Annotated in this window: 11 protein-coding genes; 10 read left to right on the top strand and 1 reads right to left on the bottom strand. The window is 42.6% G+C overall.

The genetic code is table 11. The annotated features are described in order from the left end of the window. Window positions 1-8: 8 nt before the first annotated feature. The 10 genes from E2K52_RS00120 to pgaD all read left to right on the top strand — a co-directional run bounded on the left by E2K52_RS00120 (window position 9) and on the right by pgaD (window position 15,660). On the top strand, window positions 9-719 hold the full coding sequence (locus tag E2K52_RS00120) for a succinate dehydrogenase iron-sulfur subunit (RefSeq protein WP_151202966.1): 711 nt from the start codon (window positions 9-11) through the stop codon (window positions 717-719). Window positions 720-1,550: 831 nt separating this feature from the next. After that, a complete protein-coding gene (locus E2K52_RS00115; protein ID WP_151202964.1) occupies window positions 1,551-4,373 on the top strand; it encodes a 2-oxoglutarate dehydrogenase E1 component in 2,823 nt (940 codons plus the stop codon). 17 nt (window positions 4,374-4,390) lie between these two features. Beyond that, entirely contained in the window at window positions 4,391-5,605 is a 1,215-nt protein-coding gene (odhB, locus tag E2K52_RS00110; protein ID WP_151202963.1) for a 2-oxoglutarate dehydrogenase complex dihydrolipoyllysine-residue succinyltransferase, read from the top strand. A 59-nt stretch (window positions 5,606-5,664) separates the two neighbouring features. Further along, window positions 5,665-7,098, top strand: a complete 1,434-nt coding sequence (gene lpdA, locus E2K52_RS00105; protein ID WP_151202961.1) for a dihydrolipoyl dehydrogenase — start codon at window positions 5,665-5,667, stop codon at window positions 7,096-7,098. Window positions 7,099-7,275: 177 nt separating this feature from the next. Next, window positions 7,276-8,442 (top strand): ADP-forming succinate--CoA ligase subunit beta, encoded by a 1,167-nt coding sequence (gene sucC, locus E2K52_RS00100; protein WP_151202960.1) that lies wholly within the window; start codon window positions 7,276-7,278, stop codon window positions 8,440-8,442. Window positions 8,443-8,454: 12 nt separating this feature from the next. Beyond that, complete coding sequence (sucD, locus tag E2K52_RS00095) at window positions 8,455-9,345, top strand: succinate--CoA ligase subunit alpha (RefSeq protein WP_151202958.1); 891 nt, start codon at window positions 8,455-8,457, stop codon at window positions 9,343-9,345. Window positions 9,346-9,550: 205 nt separating this feature from the next. After that, entirely contained in the window at window positions 9,551-12,004 is a 2,454-nt protein-coding gene (gene pgaA, locus E2K52_RS00090) for a poly-beta-1,6 N-acetyl-D-glucosamine export porin PgaA (protein WP_151202955.1), read from the top strand. Then, window positions 12,004-13,839 (top strand): poly-beta-1,6-N-acetyl-D-glucosamine N-deacetylase PgaB, encoded by a 1,836-nt coding sequence (gene pgaB / locus E2K52_RS00085; protein ID WP_151202953.1) that lies wholly within the window; start codon window positions 12,004-12,006, stop codon window positions 13,837-13,839. Before pgaA ends, pgaB (E2K52_RS00085) begins: the two co-directional genes overlap by 1 nt. Further along, window positions 13,839-15,122, top strand: a complete 1,284-nt coding sequence (pgaC, locus tag E2K52_RS00080) for a poly-beta-1,6-N-acetyl-D-glucosamine synthase (protein ID WP_151202951.1) — start codon at window positions 13,839-13,841, stop codon at window positions 15,120-15,122. The genes pgaB (E2K52_RS00085) and pgaC overlap by 1 nt, the downstream gene beginning before the upstream one ends. Next, window positions 15,100-15,660, top strand: a complete 561-nt coding sequence (gene pgaD, locus E2K52_RS00075) for a poly-beta-1,6-N-acetyl-D-glucosamine biosynthesis protein PgaD (RefSeq protein WP_151202948.1) — start codon at window positions 15,100-15,102, stop codon at window positions 15,658-15,660. Before pgaC ends, pgaD begins: the two co-directional genes overlap by 23 nt. Here pgaD and pgaB (E2K52_RS00070) read toward each other — a convergent pair. Then, window positions 15,557-16,927 carry a poly-beta-1,6-N-acetyl-D-glucosamine N-deacetylase PgaB gene (gene pgaB / locus E2K52_RS00070; RefSeq protein WP_227548195.1) on the bottom strand — a complete coding sequence of 457 codons (1,371 nt, stop codon included), beginning with the start codon at window positions 16,925-16,927 and terminating at the stop codon, window positions 15,557-15,559. The genes pgaD and pgaB (E2K52_RS00070) overlap by 104 nt on opposite strands. Between the last annotated feature and the right edge of the window lie 155 nt (window positions 16,928-17,082).

Below are 17,082 nucleotides of genomic sequence, written 5' to 3'. Positions count from 1 at the left end.
GATTTAAGATGAGTAGAGGTACTCGTACATTTCATATCTACCGCTACGATCCTGATAAGGATAAAGCACCGTACATGCAAACTTTTAAGCTTGAATTGACTGATAAGCACCGTATGTTGCTTGATGCGCTTCTTGCATTAAAAGTTCAGGACGAATCTTTGACATTCCGTCGCTCATGTCGTGAAGGGATCTGTGGTTCTGATGGTGTGAATATTAATGGTAAAAACGGTTTGGCGTGTCTTTGGAACCTCAATGATCTGCCAAATGAAATTACTATTCGTCCACTTCCAGGTCTTCCTGTCGTAAAAGACCTGGTGGTAGACATGAATCAGTTCTACGATCAGTACAACAAGATTCATCCGTTCTTGATCAACAACCAGCCTGCGCCACCAAAAGAGCGTTTGCAGTCTCCGGAAGAGCGTGAGCATCTAGATGGTCTGTATGAATGTATTCTTTGTGCATGTTGTTCAACTTCATGCCCATCATTCTGGTGGAACCCGGACAAGTTCCTGGGTCCTTCAGCATTGTTGAATGCATACCGTTTCATTATTGATTCGCGTGATACAGGTACTCAGGAGCGTTTGGCTCGTCTTGACGACCCATTCTCATTGTTCCGTTGTAAAGGTATCATGAACTGTGTATCGGTATGTCCGAAAGGTCTGAACCCAACTAAAGCAATCGGTCACATCCGTAATATGCTTTTAGATATGGCAGGCTAATAGGCTAAGAAATCAGTTCCCAAAAAAAGCACACCTACTGGTGTGCTTTTTTTATATATTTGAGCTAGATGTAAAAATGATAAATAGAAAAACAGGGATGTAATGCTTAAAATACATCATGTGGGTTAGAGAAAAAAGGCGCAAAATATCAGGTGCTGATCTCAACTATTAACATGCATCTGATTATTTTATTCATTTATGGTTTTTAGATGTAAAAGTGACCTGAAAAATAAACAGAAGGATGTTATTATATAACTGCTGGTGTAAAGGGAGTGGATTGAAAGATTTGCTCTCTTTTTATTTATCTTGATTCGTTAGGAAAGTCTTGGACTTAAGTCTACGTTGAATCTGATTTTTAAATACAGCACCATATAGTAGAGTAAAACTTCTACACTGTATTTAGCCAATTTATAGGAGGTATGTGTCAAAAAAATCAATTGAAAACTGATAACATGTTAGCATTTAGCCTAAGTTTAAATCGAAAAAGTGTGCCGCTTGGGTACATTTTTTAAACACTGCAACTGAAAGAGAGTGTTATATAAGGTTATATAAAAGTCGCTTTAGCAAAAATATGCGTTAAAACCTTGTTTTTCCTAAGTCGATTTGCAAAAAAATTGCTCGGTCACGATCGGGTATTCAATGAGTGATGATGCCGCTGAGGGGCGTTATTATTCATTAAACATATCAAGGTTTACTTGGTGTGGTGATAACGCCTCATGGCTTATGCCTTATGGGGGACTAATGTCATATTACAAATTTGACATTAAAAATCCTGGGTTTTGCTTAAAAAGCATCCTGAAAATGTTTTTGCAATAGGAAATGGGTCCACAAATGCAAGAAGTTGCTGACGCTCTGCGTCTTGACACTGAACTTTCCGCTGATAGTGCAGCGTATATTGAAGAACTTTATGAGCAGTACCTCACTGCTCCAGACTCAGTAGGTGCTGACTGGAGAGCGTACTTCGATAAATTCCCAAAAGGTGATCAACCACACAGTAATGTACGTGAGCAATTCCTACTTTTAGGTCGCAATTCAAGCCGTATTCAGCCTGTTATCCAATCAGCAGTAAGCTCAGAGCATGAACGTCGTCAAATTGGCGTATTACAGCTGATTGCTGCTTACCGTAATCGTGGTCACCAGAAAGCAAAACTCGATCCATTAGGTTTGGCAAAGCGTGAAATTGTTCCAGATCTGGATCTTGCTGCGCATGGTTTAACCCAGTCTGATCTGGACACTGTGTTCAATACCGGCAATCTCGCTATCGGTAAAGAAGAAGCGACCCTGGGCGAAATGGTTCAGGCGATGGAAGCAATTTATTGCTCTTCAATCGGTGCTGAATACATGCACATCGTGGACACTAAAGAAAAACGCTGGATCCAGCAGCGTCTGGAGAGTGCGCGCGGTCAGTATGGTTTAAATGCAGAACAGAAAAAGCATGTTCTGGAGCGCTTGACTGCTGCAGAAGGCCTGGAAAAATATCTGGGTAATAAATTTGTTGGTGCGAAACGTTTCGGTGTTGAAGGTGGTGAATCTTTCATTCCAATGGTGAATGAGATTATTCAGCGTGCCGGCTCAGTAGGCTGTAAAGAAGTGGTTATTGGTATGCCACACCGTGGCCGTCTGAACCTTCTTGTCAATATCATGGGTAAAAACCCGGCTGACCTGTTTGGTGAGTTTGAAGGTAAATCAATCCACAAGAAAGGTTCTGGTGACGTTAAATATCACCAAGGTTTCTCTTCTAACGTCATGACTCCGGGTGGCGAAGTTCACTTGGCACTGGCATTTAACCCGTCGCATCTTGAGATTGTTGGACCAGTGGTTGAAGGTTCGGTACGTGCACGCCAAGTCCGTCGTAAAGACATTGGTGGTGATGATGTATTACCGCTTATCGTTCACGGTGATGCGGCATTTGCAGGTCAGGGCGTTAACCAGGAAACCTTCCAGATGTCACAAACGCGTGGCTATACAGTAGGTGGTACGGTTCATATCGTCATCAATAACCAGGTTGGTTTTACAACCTCTGACCCACGTGATGCGCGCTCTACAGAATACTGTACTGACATTGCAAAAATGATTCAGGCACCGATCTTCCATGTCAATGGTGATGATCCTGAAGCGGTGATTTTCGTTTCTCAACTGGCACATGATTTCCGTCATACTTTCCGTAAAGATGTCGTGATTGATATGTTCTGTTACCGTCGTCGTGGTCATAACGAAGCAGATGAGCCGGCTGCAACCCAGCCAATGATGTATCAAGTGATCAACAAGAAGCCGACAACTCGTACGCTTTATGCAGATCAGCTGGTACAACAAGGCGTGCTTGACCGTGCAGAAGCAGACCAGTTAATTGAAAGCTATCGCGCTGATCTGGAAGCGGGCAATCATGTTGCTAACGCTCTGGTTCTTGAGCCGAACAAAAAAATGTTTGTGGACTGGACACCTTATCTGGGTCATGACTACACAGACGAGTGGGACACGACCTGTTCACTTGAGCGCCTAAAAGAACTTGGCAAAAAAATGCGTGAGCTTCCAGAAGGTTTTGTCATGCAACGCCAAGTGTCTAAAGTCATTGATGACCGTCTGAAAATGCAGACTGGTGAAATACCATTGAACTGGGGTGCTGCTGAAACTTTAGCTTATGCCTCTCTTCTGGATGATGGTTATCTGGTGCGCTTAACTGGTGAAGATGTAGGTCGTGGTACTTTCTCACATCGTCATGCAAAACTGCACAATCAGGTGGATGGTTCAACTTATATTCCATTGTGCCATATCAAAGAGAACCAGCCGCGTGTTGCAATTTATGACTCATTATTGTCTGAAATGGCAGTACTGGCATTTGAATACGGCTATGCAACAACTCTTCCAAAGAGCTTGATTATCTGGGAAGCGCAGTTCGGTGACTTTGCAAACTGTGCACAAGTGGTGATTGACCAGTTTATCTCATCTGGTGAAACCAAGTGGGAGCGTGTGTGTGGCTTAACTATGCTACTTCCACACGGTTATGAAGGTCAGGGTCCTGAGCATTCCTCTGCACGTCTGGAACGTTTCTTGCAGTTATGTGCTGAAGAAAACATGCAAGTGATGACACCGACTACCCCTGCACAGATTTTCCATGCTTTACGTCGTCAGGCGATCCGCCCGATCCGTAAACCAATGATCATCATGTCACCGAAGTCATTGCTGCGTCATAAGCTGGCGGTTTCTACCCTGGATGAGCTGGCAACTGGCACATTCCAGACAGTGATTGACGAAATCGACAACATCAACAAGGCAGATGTGACTCGTCTCGTGTTATGTGGTGGTAAGGTTTACTACGACTTACTGGAAAAACGTCGTGAAAAAGAATTGAACAATACTGCGATTGTACGTATTGAACAATTGTATCCATATCCTGAAGCACGTCTGGCGGAAGTCCTTGCTGCTTATCCAAACATCAAAGAAATTGTTTGGGCACAAGAAGAGCCGAAAAACCAGGGCGCTTGGCTGTTCATCGCACCTCGTTTATACGATGATGTAATGAAATCAGGTAAACAAGTACGTATTAGCTACGCAGGCCGTGAAGCTTCTGCTGCACCGGCATGTGGTTCACCATATTTGCATGCAAAACAACAAGCTCAGCTCATCAACGACGCGCTTGCGATCGATGCTGAATAATCAGGAGATTCTAAAGAATGGCAACCGAAATTAAAGCACCGGTATTCCCAGAGTCAGTTGCGGACGGTACGATCGCAACTTGGCACAAACAACCAGGTGAAGCAGTATCACGTGATGAAGTGATTTGCGATATTGAAACAGATAAAGTTGTTTTAGAAGTTGTTGCTCCTGCAGACGGTACTATTGCATCACTCGTGAAAAACGAAGGTGATACAGTACTTTCAGCTGAAGTGATTGCACAGTTTGAAGAAGGCGCTGTTTCTGGTGCTGCTCAAACTCAGGCAGTTCAGTCTGAAGAGAAAGTTGAACAAGCTGCGGCGAATACTGAAGCAGGTAATTCACCAATTGTTGAGCGTCAGCAAGTACAAGATCAAGCGCCTGCAGTGCGTAAAGCCTTGACTGAAACTGGTATTGCTGCAAGCGATGTAGAAGGTACAGGCCGTGGTGGTCGTATCACTAAAGAAGACGTGGCAAATCACCAGGCGAAGCCAGCTGCTCCTGCTGCTGCACCATTAAGTGTGGCTGTTGGTGAACGTATTGAAAAACGTGTTCCAATGACACGTCTTCGTAAGCGTGTTGCTGAACGTCTACTTGCTGCAACTCAAGAAACAGCAATGTTGACGACGTTCAACGAAGTAAACATGAAACCAATCATGGACATGCGTGCTCAATATAAAGATGCATTCGAAAAACGCCACGGTGCGCGTCTGGGCTTCATGTCATTCTTTGTTAAGGCAGCAACTGAAGCACTTAAACGTTACCCTGCAGTAAACGCGTCTATTGATGGTGAAGACATCGTTTACCATGGTTACTACGACATCGGTGTAGCAGTATCTTCTGACCGTGGTCTAGTGGTTCCTGTACTTCGTGATACCGATCGCATGAACTATGCTGAAGTTGAAAGTGGTATCCGTGCATATGCTGCTAAGGCACGTGACGGTAAGCTGGGTATCGAAGATATGACTGGCGGTACATTCACCATTACTAATGGTGGTACTTTCGGTTCATTACTTTCTACGCCAATTTTGAACACACCACAAACAGCAATTCTGGGTATGCACAAAATCCAGGAGCGACCAATGGCGGTGAATGGTCAGGTTGAAATTCTACCAATGATGTACCTGGCACTTTCTTATGACCACCGTCTGATTGATGGTAAGGAAGCAGTAGGCTTCTTGGTAACAATCAAAGAATTGTTAGAAGAGCCAGCTAAACTGATCCTTGACCTTTAATTCTAAAAAATAAAGCATGGGCTTAGGGCGATCCTCTAAGCCCATTTTTGGAGATAAAAATGTCTCAACAATTTGATCTTGTTGTTATTGGCGGCGGCCCTGGTGGTTATGAAGCTGCAATCCGTGCAGCGCAACTTGGCTATAAAGTTGCCTGTATCGAAAAACGTATTCATAAAGGCAAGCCGTCTCTAGGTGGTACCTGCTTAAACGTGGGTTGTATCCCATCTAAAGCGTTACTTGATTCTTCTCACCGTTATGAAGATACAGTGCATCACTTAGATGATCACGGTATTACGACTGGTGAAGTGAAATTTGACCTTGCAAAACTTCTTGCTCGTAAAGACAAAATTGTTAACCAATTAACCATGGGTATCGACGGTCTTTTGAAAGGCAATGGTATCGAATGGTTAAAAGGTACGGGTAAATTGCTGGCAGGCAAAAAAGTTGAATTTGTGTCGCACGAAGGTGAAACTCAAATTTTAGAACCGAAGTATGTCATTTTGGCAACGGGTTCTGTGCCGGTCAATATTCCGGTAGCGCCTGTTGATCAAGACCTCATTGTTGACTCGACTGGCGCACTTGAGTTCCAGGAAGTACCTCAGCGTTTGGGCGTGATTGGTGCAGGTGTTATCGGTCTGGAGCTTGGCTCTGTCTGGCGTCGTCTGGGTGCTGAAGTTGTTGTATTTGAAGCAATGGATGCCTTTTTACCAATGGCGGATAAAGCCTTGGCAAAAGACTATCAAAAACTGTTAACTAAACAGGGTCTGGATATCCGTGTTGGCGCGAAAGTGTCTGGCACCGAAGTGAATGGCCGTGAAGTTACAGTTAAATACACACAAGGTGGCGAAGAAAAAACTCAAACTTTCGATAAGTTGATCGTGTGTGTAGGGCGTCGTGCTTATGCTGAAGGCCTGTTGGCTGATGACTGTGGGATCAAACTGACTGAACGTGGTTTAGTTGAAGTAAACGATTGGTGTGCAACTTCTATTGAAGGCGTATATGCAATTGGTGACTTGGTACGTGGTCCAATGCTTGCACATAAAGCCATGGAAGAAGGTGTTATGGCAGTTGAACGTATCCACGGTCATGCTGCACAAGTCAACTACGACACTATCATTTCAGTTATCTATACACACCCTGAAGCGGCGTGGGTAGGTTTAACTGAAGAGCAAGCGAAAGAAAAAGGCATCGAAGTGAAGACTGGCCAATTTGGCTTTGCTGCGAATGGTCGTGCCATGGCGGCAGGTGAAAATGCTGGTTTCGTGAAATTTGTTGCGGATGCCAAAACTGACCGTTTACTGGGTATGCATGTGATTGGGCCGGCTGCGTCTGATATTGTTCACCAAGGTATGATCGCACTTGAGTTTGTATCGAGTGTTGAAGATCTGCAATTGATGACTTTTGGTCACCCAACCTTCTCTGAAGTTGTACATGAAGCAGCTTTAGCAGTGGATGGACGAGCGATTCACGCGATTCAGCGTAAACGTAAGTAATACCAAAAAGAGCGGCTTAAGCCGCTCTTTTTGCATTTGGTGGTTGTTTTTATATGAATAATCATCTAAGAATAAAGATAAGAAACAACATTGAGTTCTAAAACACCAATCTTGATTGTGAATCAAGAAATATGGGTCGATGTATAACAAGTCAAATAAGTAGTAAAAGGTTAATCAATGAATTTACATGAATATCAAGCCAAAGCGTTATTAAAAAAATATGGTATGCCAGTACAGGAAGGCATACTTGCCACTAATGCTGATGAAACCGTACAGGCATTTGAGCAATTAGGTGGAAAGTTTGCAGTCCTCAAGGCCCAGGTTCATGCGGGTGGTCGTGGTAAGGCTGGTGGTGTTAAAGTGGTAAAGTCGGCAGAAGAAGCAGCCGAATATGCTAATCAGATTATTGGCTCAAGTCTGGTGACTTATCAGACGGATGCTAATGGACAGCCGGTAAACAGTATTCTGGTATCAGAAGATGTGTATCCCGTTGAGCGTGAGTTGTACTTAGGGGCTGTGGTGGACCGTTCAAGCCGCCGAGTCACTTTTATGGTATCCACTGAAGGCGGTGTTGATATTGAAAAAGTCGCAGAAGAAACCCCGGAAAAAATTATTAAAGTTGAGGTAGAACCGCTGGTTGGTCTATTGCCATTTCAGGCACGTGAAGCCGCTTTTGCACTAAAACTTAAAGATGGGCAAATCAATCAGTTTGTCAAAATTATGAGTGCAGCTTATGACGCATTCATAGAAAATGATTTTGCCCTGTTTGAAATTAACCCGCTATCTGTGCGTGAAAATGGCGATATTCTTTGTGTGGATGCTAAGATTGGTATTGATTCAAATGCTTTATACCGTCTGCCTGAGATTGCAGCACTACGTGATACCTCACAGGAAAATGAGCGTGAATTAAAAGCTTCTGAATTTGATTTGAACTATGTGGCACTAGAGGGCAATATTGGTTGTATGGTCAATGGGGCCGGTCTTGCGATGGCAACCATGGATATTATCAAGCTCTATGGTGGACAGCCGGCCAATTTCCTTGATGTCGGTGGCGGCGCAACCAAAGATCGCGTGATTGAAGCCTTTAAGATTATTTTGGCAGATAGCTCTGTACAAGGAGTATTGATCAATATTTTTGGTGGAATTGTACGTTGTGACATGATTGCTGAAGCAATTATTGCAGCAGTTCAGGAAGTGAATGTGACAGTGCCTGTGGTTGTTCGCCTGCAAGGGAATAATGCAGAATTAGGAGCACAATTACTGGATAAATCTGGTTTGAAATTAATTTCTGCAACAGGCCTTGCTGATGCTGCAGAAAAAATCGTTGCTGCTGTGAAAGCTTAAGGGGTATCTAACATGAGCGTATTAGTTAATAAAGACACGAAAGTATTGGTACAGGGCTTCACTGGCAAAAACGGCACATTCCATTCAGAACAAGCGATTGCTTATGGTACCCAAGTGGTGGGCGGGGTAACCCCAGGCAAGGGTGGTCAGACCCATCTGGATCTACCAGTATTTAATACCATGCGTGAGGCGGTTCGTGAAACCAATGCGGATGCTTCTGTCATTTATGTTCCTGCGCCTTTCGTACTGGATTCAATTGTAGAGGCGGTGGATTCTGGTATTGGTTTGATTGTGGTGATCACTGAAGGCGTACCAACACTCGATATGTTAAAGGCTAAGCGTTATCTTGAAACCAATGGCAATGGTACACGCCTGATTGGTCCAAACTGTCCAGGGATTATTACACCTGAAGAATGCAAGATCGGAATTATGCCAGGCCATATTCACCAGAAAGGTAAAATCGGAATTATCTCGCGTTCAGGTACCTTGACCTATGAGGCCGTTGCGCAAACCACGAAGCTAGGCTTGGGGCAGTCAACCTGTATCGGTATTGGAGGTGATCCAATTCCGGGCATGAACCAGATTGATTGCTTAAAACTGTTCCAGGAAGATCCTGAAACTGAAGCCATTATTATGATTGGTGAAATTGGCGGGACTGCTGAGGAAGAAGCAGCAGAATATATCCAGTCGAATGTCACTAAGCCGGTAGTCGGTTATATCGCGGGTGTAACAGCACCAAAAGGCAAGCGTATGGGGCATGCCGGTGCGATCATTTCAGGCGGAAAGGGCACTGCAGAAGAAAAATTTGCAGCTTTTGAACGTGCAGGAATGGCGTATACACGTAGTCCGGCTGAGCTCGGTTCTACTATGTTGGAAGTATTGAAAGAGAAAGGTTTAGCTTAAGTTAAAACTTCTTTAAAAAAATCCCCTAACTGGGGATTTTTTTATCTTCATATAGAAGTATTGTGGTTCTAGGTGAAAAAAATCTTAAATCCGAACCATAATCACTGTAAATATTGTATATTTTGTTTACTTTATGAAATATAGTGTGACATAGTTAACATAATTTTGTTGTGTATTGATACTTACTAAAATAGTGTGAAAGGATATGAATTATAAAAAGTCAATCTGGGTGACTTGTATTATAGCAAGTACTTCTTCGATTACATGTGTAAAGGCAGCAGATAGTATTGATCAACTGAGGGAAGCAAGTGTCATTTTGATTCGGGGAGGTCAGGTTGAAGAGGGACTAAGTCAATTAAGTGCTTTATTGGTTGAACAGCCAAAAAATCAAAACCTTCTCGCAGACTATATAGTAAGTGCACATGCACATCAAAAATTAACATTGGCTGATCTGCATCATTTATCGAACATCCATGTTCAAAGTTTTCCTGAATATGCATGGCTGAGTGTTATTAAAGGGCAACGCGATTTAAAACAATTCCAGTCGGCTGAAAAGTGGGCAGACACCTTTTATCAAAGAAGCCAACAGCAACAATGGTTAGTATGGCAGGGTGTGTTAAATGCAGAATCGGGTCAAACTGTTCAGGCAAAGCAACTGCTGGCGCAAGTCAAACAGGATCAACTGAGTCCTGACTATTTAGCGCAAATGTCATATGCATACCGGCTGCTCGACATGCCGATCGAGGCACTTGCAACGGCGAAGGCTGCGCTAAACAAGCAGGTCGATGGCGATATACAAGAGCAATATATTTTGGCCTTGATGGCGAATAGCGATTATGCAGAAGCTGAACAATATATTCAAAATCATCACTTAAGTGCATTACGTCCAAACCTGCAGCATAGTTTGAAGCTTCATGAGTTTTCTCAGCGCATTCAAAATGCAATTCAGTCGCAGCGTATGCTGACTTATCGTGATCAGGGCATGTTGGCTTACAGCAAGTTAGATCACGTCATTGCAGACATGCAGCATTATGAAGCTGCGCTTCCCGAAGATCAGGCGATTAGGCGCAAATTTTATTATGACTATAGCTATGCCTTAAATGCTCGACAGGCATCAAAACAAGTTTTGGCTGAATTGCAAAAAGTGAATCTGCCGATTTTGGATATGCCAGCCTATGTGCGCCATGCTGCGGCAGACAGTTATTTGAAATTACGTCAGCCCAAACAGGCTGAAGTCTACTATCGCAGTCTGTTATCAGAAAAAAACTATCCTGATTATGATGTGTATGCGGGCTTGTATTACTCCCTTATTGAGCAAGAAAAATTTAAACAAGCAGATCAGCTGATTGTTCAAATGGATCATTTATTGCCAACCTTTAATTATAGTGCGGCAAAAGGTGTAAATCGAACCACACATGATGATCGTTTAGAGTACCTGGGCTTAAAAGGGTTGAACTACGCTTATCGTAATGAACATGCCATGGCTGAACGATATTTTGAACAGTTGGTCGCGCAGGCGCCGAATAATGTGAGCTATCGAAATAACCTGGCGTTAATTCAGCGTTGGCGAGAAAAACCGGAGCTGTCCGAGAGTAATTTAGCTCAATTGCGAGGAGTAGAGCCGGTTGATCAGGCTACACGTATTAACCATATGCAAAATAGCCAGGCCTTAGGCAATATTCAGTGGTGGCGTGCGCAAAATGCAGATTTGATGCAACGCTCACCTTTGGATACCGGTGTACAGCTGAGTCAAAAGGAATTAAATGATCGTAACCGTCCCACTATTCAGCACCAAAGTACCCTTTCAAAAAGTAAATCGGACAGCCGGGATTTACTGGTGCAGTTAAAGGGTGCTCGTGAGCGTGATCATCAGACACGTCTCAACAGCCCGTGGTTGTATGACAACTATCGAGCCTACGCCACCCATGACTATCGCTGGTCTGATTTTGATGATGGTGAAGTGGATGATAGCCGTATTGGACTTGGGGTGGAATGGGCTTCAAATCGAAAACACGCCAGCATTGCCCTATCACAGACCACAGATGGCGACCGGTTCGGAGCTGAGCTTGAGTGGTCGCAGTGGCTTAATGATCACTGGAATTATCATATGGCGTATAACAGTCAGGCAGATATTCCTTTGCAAGCTGTTCGACGTGGTTTTGATGGTCAATCTTATAACGTTGGTTTTAACTGGCAACAAAACGAATCTCGCAAGGCTGGAGCAACCTATCAGCTAACGGATATTGATGATGGCAACACACGGCAAGAAGCGGCTGCATACTTTATGCAGCAAGTTTATCAGGCACCCCATCATATTACCCAGGCAAGTCTGCGTGGTTATTATGGGAAAAATGATGATATTGCTGCAGACTATTTTAATCCTGAATCCAATTACAGCTTAGAACTGGGTTTAGCCCATGACTGGATGACATGGCGGAATTATGATCGTCACTTTAGTCAGCACTTTGAAGCAAGTGCAGGAACCTATAAACAGAAAGATTATTCGGCAGACGCAATTTATAACGTCTATTACCAACATGAATGGCAACTGTCGAGAACATGGAAGCTTCATTACGGCATTGGTTGGGGAGTACATCCATATGATGGTGACTCAGAGGAAAGAACTTATGGTGTGATTGGCTTTGAGGGGCGTTTCTAATGAAAACATTATCCAATATTTTGATAGCCTTGAGTTTAACCAGTACAGTTGTAGTACCAATAAATGCTCATGCAGAATTACAAAAGCCAAAACAAATCAAGTTGCAAGATAATCAGTTTGTGACCCTAACTTTCCATGATGTTCGGGATGATGTAGCAAAGCGCGGTGACCGTGATGTTTATGCCATTAGTACGAAAAATTTAGCGCAATATTTGGAATGGATTAAACGTGAAGGCTGGCAACCGATTCGTTTAGAAGATATTTGGTTGGCGCGGCAAGGCAAAAAAACCTTACCCAATAAAGCGCTACTTTTAACTTTTGATGATGGTGCATTAAGTAGCTATAGCCGTGTTTTTCCACTTTTAAAACAATATAAAATGCCAGCGGTATTTGCGATACCGACCAGCTGGATTAATGGAAATACCAAGGATGCCTATGAAGCCTATGGGACAGGCAACTTAATGACCTGGTCACAGATGCGCGAAATGGTTGCATCGGGCTATGCTGAATTCGTATCGCACTCAGATAATATGCATCACGGTATTTTGGCCAATCCCCAGAAAAATATGCAACCTGCGGCAATTACGCGTGAATATTTGGAAAAGCAAAAGCGTTATGAAACAGATAATGAATATCGCAGTCGTGTTATTGCAGACTTAAAGAAATCAAAACAGGTGTTAGATCGTGAATTAGGTATAAATACCCGCGCGATTTTTTGGCCTTATGGCGCCGTGACGGCAGAAAGTGAAGAGCTGGCAGCTAAAGCTGGTTTCCCAATGTCATTTAGCTTGGGAAGTGTCGCGCCACTCGCTGACTCGGTGAAAACCTACCAACGTGCTTTGATCATGGATAATCCGATGCCTGAAATGATTAGTCAGGAAATGTTGGAGTTTTTGAATTATGTGCGTGCACCCTATAAGCAGCGCAAGAGCTTTCTGCGTTTTGACTTGGCTGAAATGCACTCTGGCAATAATGAACAGTTCAATCAGAAACTCGGACAGTTACTGGATAGCATTGATGCTCTAAAAACCAATACGCTTATTCTTAAAGCGGTATCTGATCGCAATGGTGATGGAAAAATCGATGTTGCCTATTTTCCAAACCGCCAATTACACATGCAGCAAGATATGCTTAACCGTGTAGTGTGGCAGTCGCGGACACGGATTGGGAATCGTGTCTATGCCGAATTTCCAGTGAGCTTGGAAACTGAACAGAACTTAGACCTGGCTGCGATGACGGCTGACTTGGTGAAGAACAATACCTCGATAGAAGGCTTAATGCTGGATACCGGTTCTATGCTGGCCTGTGCGCTGCGTCAGAAAAATTGGGAGGCAGAATGCGAGGCGCAGGTGGAACAGGTGTTTCAAATCAAAGAACGCACCAAAGCTCAAGCAAAATACTATGCCAATATTAGTAATAACTATCAGACTGCCTTGAAATTTAAGTTAGATCAAACGCAGCTTGAAGGTTTAAAAGCTCTCCTTGACTACAGCTTGGATTATGCCGATTTTATTTATATTGAATTAGATCCTATTCAGCAACCTGAAGTGTTTAACGCGCTCTTAAAGCAGGTTAAGACTTTTAATGATAAAGAACAGCAGCATTTAATTGCCAGTTTTAACATCCCCGATCAACTGACAAAACAACAAGTGAAACAACTCAAAAAATCTTATCAGCAACTTAGAAGTTTAGCGATCCAAAAAGTCGGTGTGAATAATTACAGTTTTAATCATACCCGGGTAATTCATCAAAACCTTTATCCTGAGCTGAGTTTAAATGACAGCCCATTGAATTACCGTGATCCATTTACTCAAAAAGTTTTGGAGAAAAAGTAATGCAATGGTTATCGAATTTGAGTTTTAATGACTATTATTTTGGTTTTGCATTTTTATATCCACTTTTTATGGCTTGGCTATGGATTGCAGGCGGACTATGGTTTTTTCTAAAACGTGAATATAAACAACAGGAGATTCCTGAACCGAGTGAACATGCCTGTAGTATTTTAATCCCTTGTTTTAATGAAGAAGAACAAGTCCGTGAAACCATTAAATATGCAATGCAAACCCAATATCCCAACTTTGAAGTGATTGCTATCAATGATGGGAGCAGTGATAAAACGGCTGAAATTCTAGATGAATTGCAGCAGACCTATCCACGGTTACGCGTTGTCCATCTGGCTGAGAATCAAGGCAAGGCTTATGCATTAAAGGCCGGTGCCATGGTGAGTCAATATGAATATTTGGTGTGTATCGATGGAGATGCGTTGCTGCATCCACATGCAGTGCTATGGATGATGCATCATTTAACCCATTATCCGCGTGTAGGTGCGGTGACGGGAAATCCAAGAATTATTAATCGTTCAAGTATTTTGGGTAAAATCCAGGTGGGTGAATTCTCATCTATTATTGGTCTCATTAAGCGTGCACAACGTACATATGGTCGTATTTTTACTGTATCCGGAGTGTTGGTTGCATTTCGTAAAACGGCTTTAGACCGTATTGGATATTGGCGTGATGACATGATTACGGAAGATATCGATGTGTCATGGCGTTTGCAGTTTGATCATTGGGATCTGCAGTATGTGCCGAATGCACTCGGCTATATTTATATGCCTGAAACCTTTAAGGGCTTATGGAAACAACGCCTGCGCTGGGCTCAAGGTGGAATTGAAGTGCTATTGGCATATACTCCAAAAATGTTTAACTGGCGTTTACGCCGTATGTGGCCGGTTGTGATCGAGTCCATGATCAGTATCGTTTGGGCCTATGTCATGTTTGGTATTATATTGCTTTACCTGTATGGGCTATTTTTTCCTTTGCCAGGTGAGTGGGCCATCCAGTCACTGGTTCCACAGTGGTATGGAGTAATTCTAGGGGTCACCTGTCTTATTCAGTTTTTTGTCAGTCTGATGATTGATAACCGCTATGACCGTGGCCGTATTTTAAGAAACTATTTTTGGGTCATCTGGTATCCTTTATTCTTCTGGGTTTTGACTATGATGACCACAGTGGTTGCGGTGCCTAAAACATTATTAAAAACTCAAAAACGTGCACGATGGGTGAGTCCAGATCGTGGCTTTAGAAGGGAGGCTGGAGATGCAAAAAAAGGAAGTATTTAAAGTCGTTACCGACAAAGCATTACTCGATATTCCTGCTTATATTGATCAACCTGAATATGTTCGTAATAAGGCGGTAGGTTATAGCTTATTGGCATTCGGCTGGGTGGTATGGATGTGGTTGTTTATGCCGTTGCTGACCTTGTTCTTTTGGTGGGTGGAAGGCGGTTTGGTCTATGACCAGCTGGTTGTGGCCGAAATGCCCAAAGAATCCTTAAATTTATTTCAGTTGATGGGGCTTATCGCGACGTTCATTTCATGTCTGTTTCTTTGGGCAGGTTATAACTGGTATCGTTTTCATAATAAGGAAAAGCGATTATCTCCGAAGAACGTCACAACCACGGATCTGGCTCAAAGTTTTAGTGTAAATACTTATGATATCAGGCGTTTACAGCAAGCAAAAAATATTACCTTACACTACAGTGAAGAAGGTGAACTTAGGGCTTATGATCTGAGTGATCAGCTGGAAATACCGACTGCAAAGTGGACGCATGTGGATGTTGCTGCACAAAATCGTCAGGATAATAGCCAAAGTGTTTAACACCATGTTGTTTTAGTAACTCCATGGTTTTAGCGAGTTCTTGAGTGGAGATTTTTTGATTATTTCTCCAGTTGACTGCTTGAAGCTCGAAAATCGTACGATCCAAAGTTGGGTCGTATTTTTTTGCCTGAGCAATAAGGTCTAAATAAAATTGCTGGTGATTCGTGCTTTCTTCCATATAGGGCATGGCCATAATTGCATTATAGTCATAATGCACCAGTGTACTGGCTTGAGATTGACTAAACCATTGTTCACTTTTCGGATTGAGTACAACGGGGGCATACATATTGCGTGCGGTCAGCAGGTGAGGTTGTTGTTTTTTTAAAATCTGGCTAATGCCTGCTGCAAACTGGTCAAGATAAGCGGTCTTGTATTGTGCAAATTTAAACTGTTCAGGATGTTGTGGTTGACCTAAAATAGATAAATCTTTAAATCCCCAAGAGCCATAGGTTTTTTTAGCGATTTGAGAGTTATCTTCATAATCACTGAGGGTAATATCGTCATGATATAAAATGCCGTCGACTGGATTATTCTGAATAAAATCAATAAAAATCTCTGCCACTAAGTTCATATTTTTTTGGTCAAAAGGGCTGATACGAATATAGCCTGAGCTAGCTCCCTGGCTATGAGTCACATACTGAAGAGACTCAGTTTCCGGAGACTCCCAAGCAATCAGCGGAAGCCATGCATAGATCTGTTTAACCTGAGTGTACTGTCTAATTTCGCTAAGAACTGTAGGGAATAAATTATTTCGTGTTGGAATATGCCTGTTTTTAAAATAAACCTGATCTGCCGACCCATTGGCATCCGGATCGGCAAATGCTTGTAAAAATATCGTATTAGGTTGAATTTGCTGGATACGTGCAATCAAAGCTTTAATATTGCGTTGTTGCTGTTCTTTATCAGTATCGAAAACATAGTCGAGATCAATATGCATAATACGCATTTGATCAATTTTCATCATTTTAGAAGGTGGAAGGTTTTCTGCTTGGTATTTCGCAACAAGCACATTAATTGGATGGTTTTTAATGAAGACCGGTGCCTTGGAGTGAGATAAGGGGTTGCATGCAAATAAAGGCAGAGTTGTTATACACATCAGTAGGGTATTCAATTTTTTTTTATCTAAAAAATAAGACATGAGGCTTACTATAAAAAACAAAATCAGGATAAATACTGTAATAGAAAAAACCTGGCTCCGGGAGAATTTATGTAGTGTTCTGTATTCTTTACTGTTAGAGATGCAGAGAAAAATAAAAATAGCTTGCATAAAGCAAGGGATTAAATAAAAACCGCAAATGAGGATGCAGAAGGAAACGAGCTACTGCCTTTCGGAACGAGCATATTCTTGCCGCTATCTGGTGATGAATCATGTATTTAGAAGACTGGATTTCCTGCCTCACGCCCTATATCAGCTAAAAAGCT

The sequence above is a fragment of the Acinetobacter sp. RF14B genome (assembly GCF_006864105.1).
In the GTDB taxonomy this organism is placed as follows: Bacteria; Pseudomonadota; Gammaproteobacteria; order Pseudomonadales; family Moraxellaceae; genus Acinetobacter; species Acinetobacter lwoffii_C.
Note: the sequence above shows the minus strand (reverse complement) of the source record. Positions and strands in the feature narration are given on the sequence as shown.

Bases quoted from the DNA above. Each gene is read 5' to 3' on its own strand.
- E2K52_RS00120 (WP_151202966.1), top strand. From the start codon at position 9: ATGAGTAGAGGTACTCGTACATTTCATATCTACCGCTACGATCCTGAT.
- E2K52_RS00115 (WP_151202964.1), top strand. From the start codon at position 1,551: ATGCAAGAAGTTGCTGACGCTCTGCGTCTTGACACTGAACTTTCCGCT.
- odhB (WP_151202963.1), top strand. From the start codon at position 4,391: ATGGCAACCGAAATTAAAGCACCGGTATTCCCAGAGTCAGTTGCGGAC.
- lpdA (WP_151202961.1), top strand. From the start codon at position 5,665: ATGTCTCAACAATTTGATCTTGTTGTTATTGGCGGCGGCCCTGGTGGT.
- sucC (WP_151202960.1), top strand. From the start codon at position 7,276: ATGAATTTACATGAATATCAAGCCAAAGCGTTATTAAAAAAATATGGT.
- sucD (WP_151202958.1), top strand. From the start codon at position 8,455: ATGAGCGTATTAGTTAATAAAGACACGAAAGTATTGGTACAGGGCTTC.
- pgaA (WP_151202955.1), top strand. From the start codon at position 9,551: ATGAATTATAAAAAGTCAATCTGGGTGACTTGTATTATAGCAAGTACT.
- pgaB (WP_151202953.1), top strand. From the start codon at position 12,004: ATGAAAACATTATCCAATATTTTGATAGCCTTGAGTTTAACCAGTACA.
- pgaC (WP_151202951.1), top strand. From the start codon at position 13,839: ATGCAATGGTTATCGAATTTGAGTTTTAATGACTATTATTTTGGTTTT.
- pgaD (WP_151202948.1), top strand. From the start codon at position 15,100: ATGCAAAAAAAGGAAGTATTTAAAGTCGTTACCGACAAAGCATTACTC.
- pgaB (WP_227548195.1), bottom strand. From the start codon at position 16,927: ATGCAAGCTATTTTTATTTTTCTCTGCATCTCTAACAGTAAAGAATAC.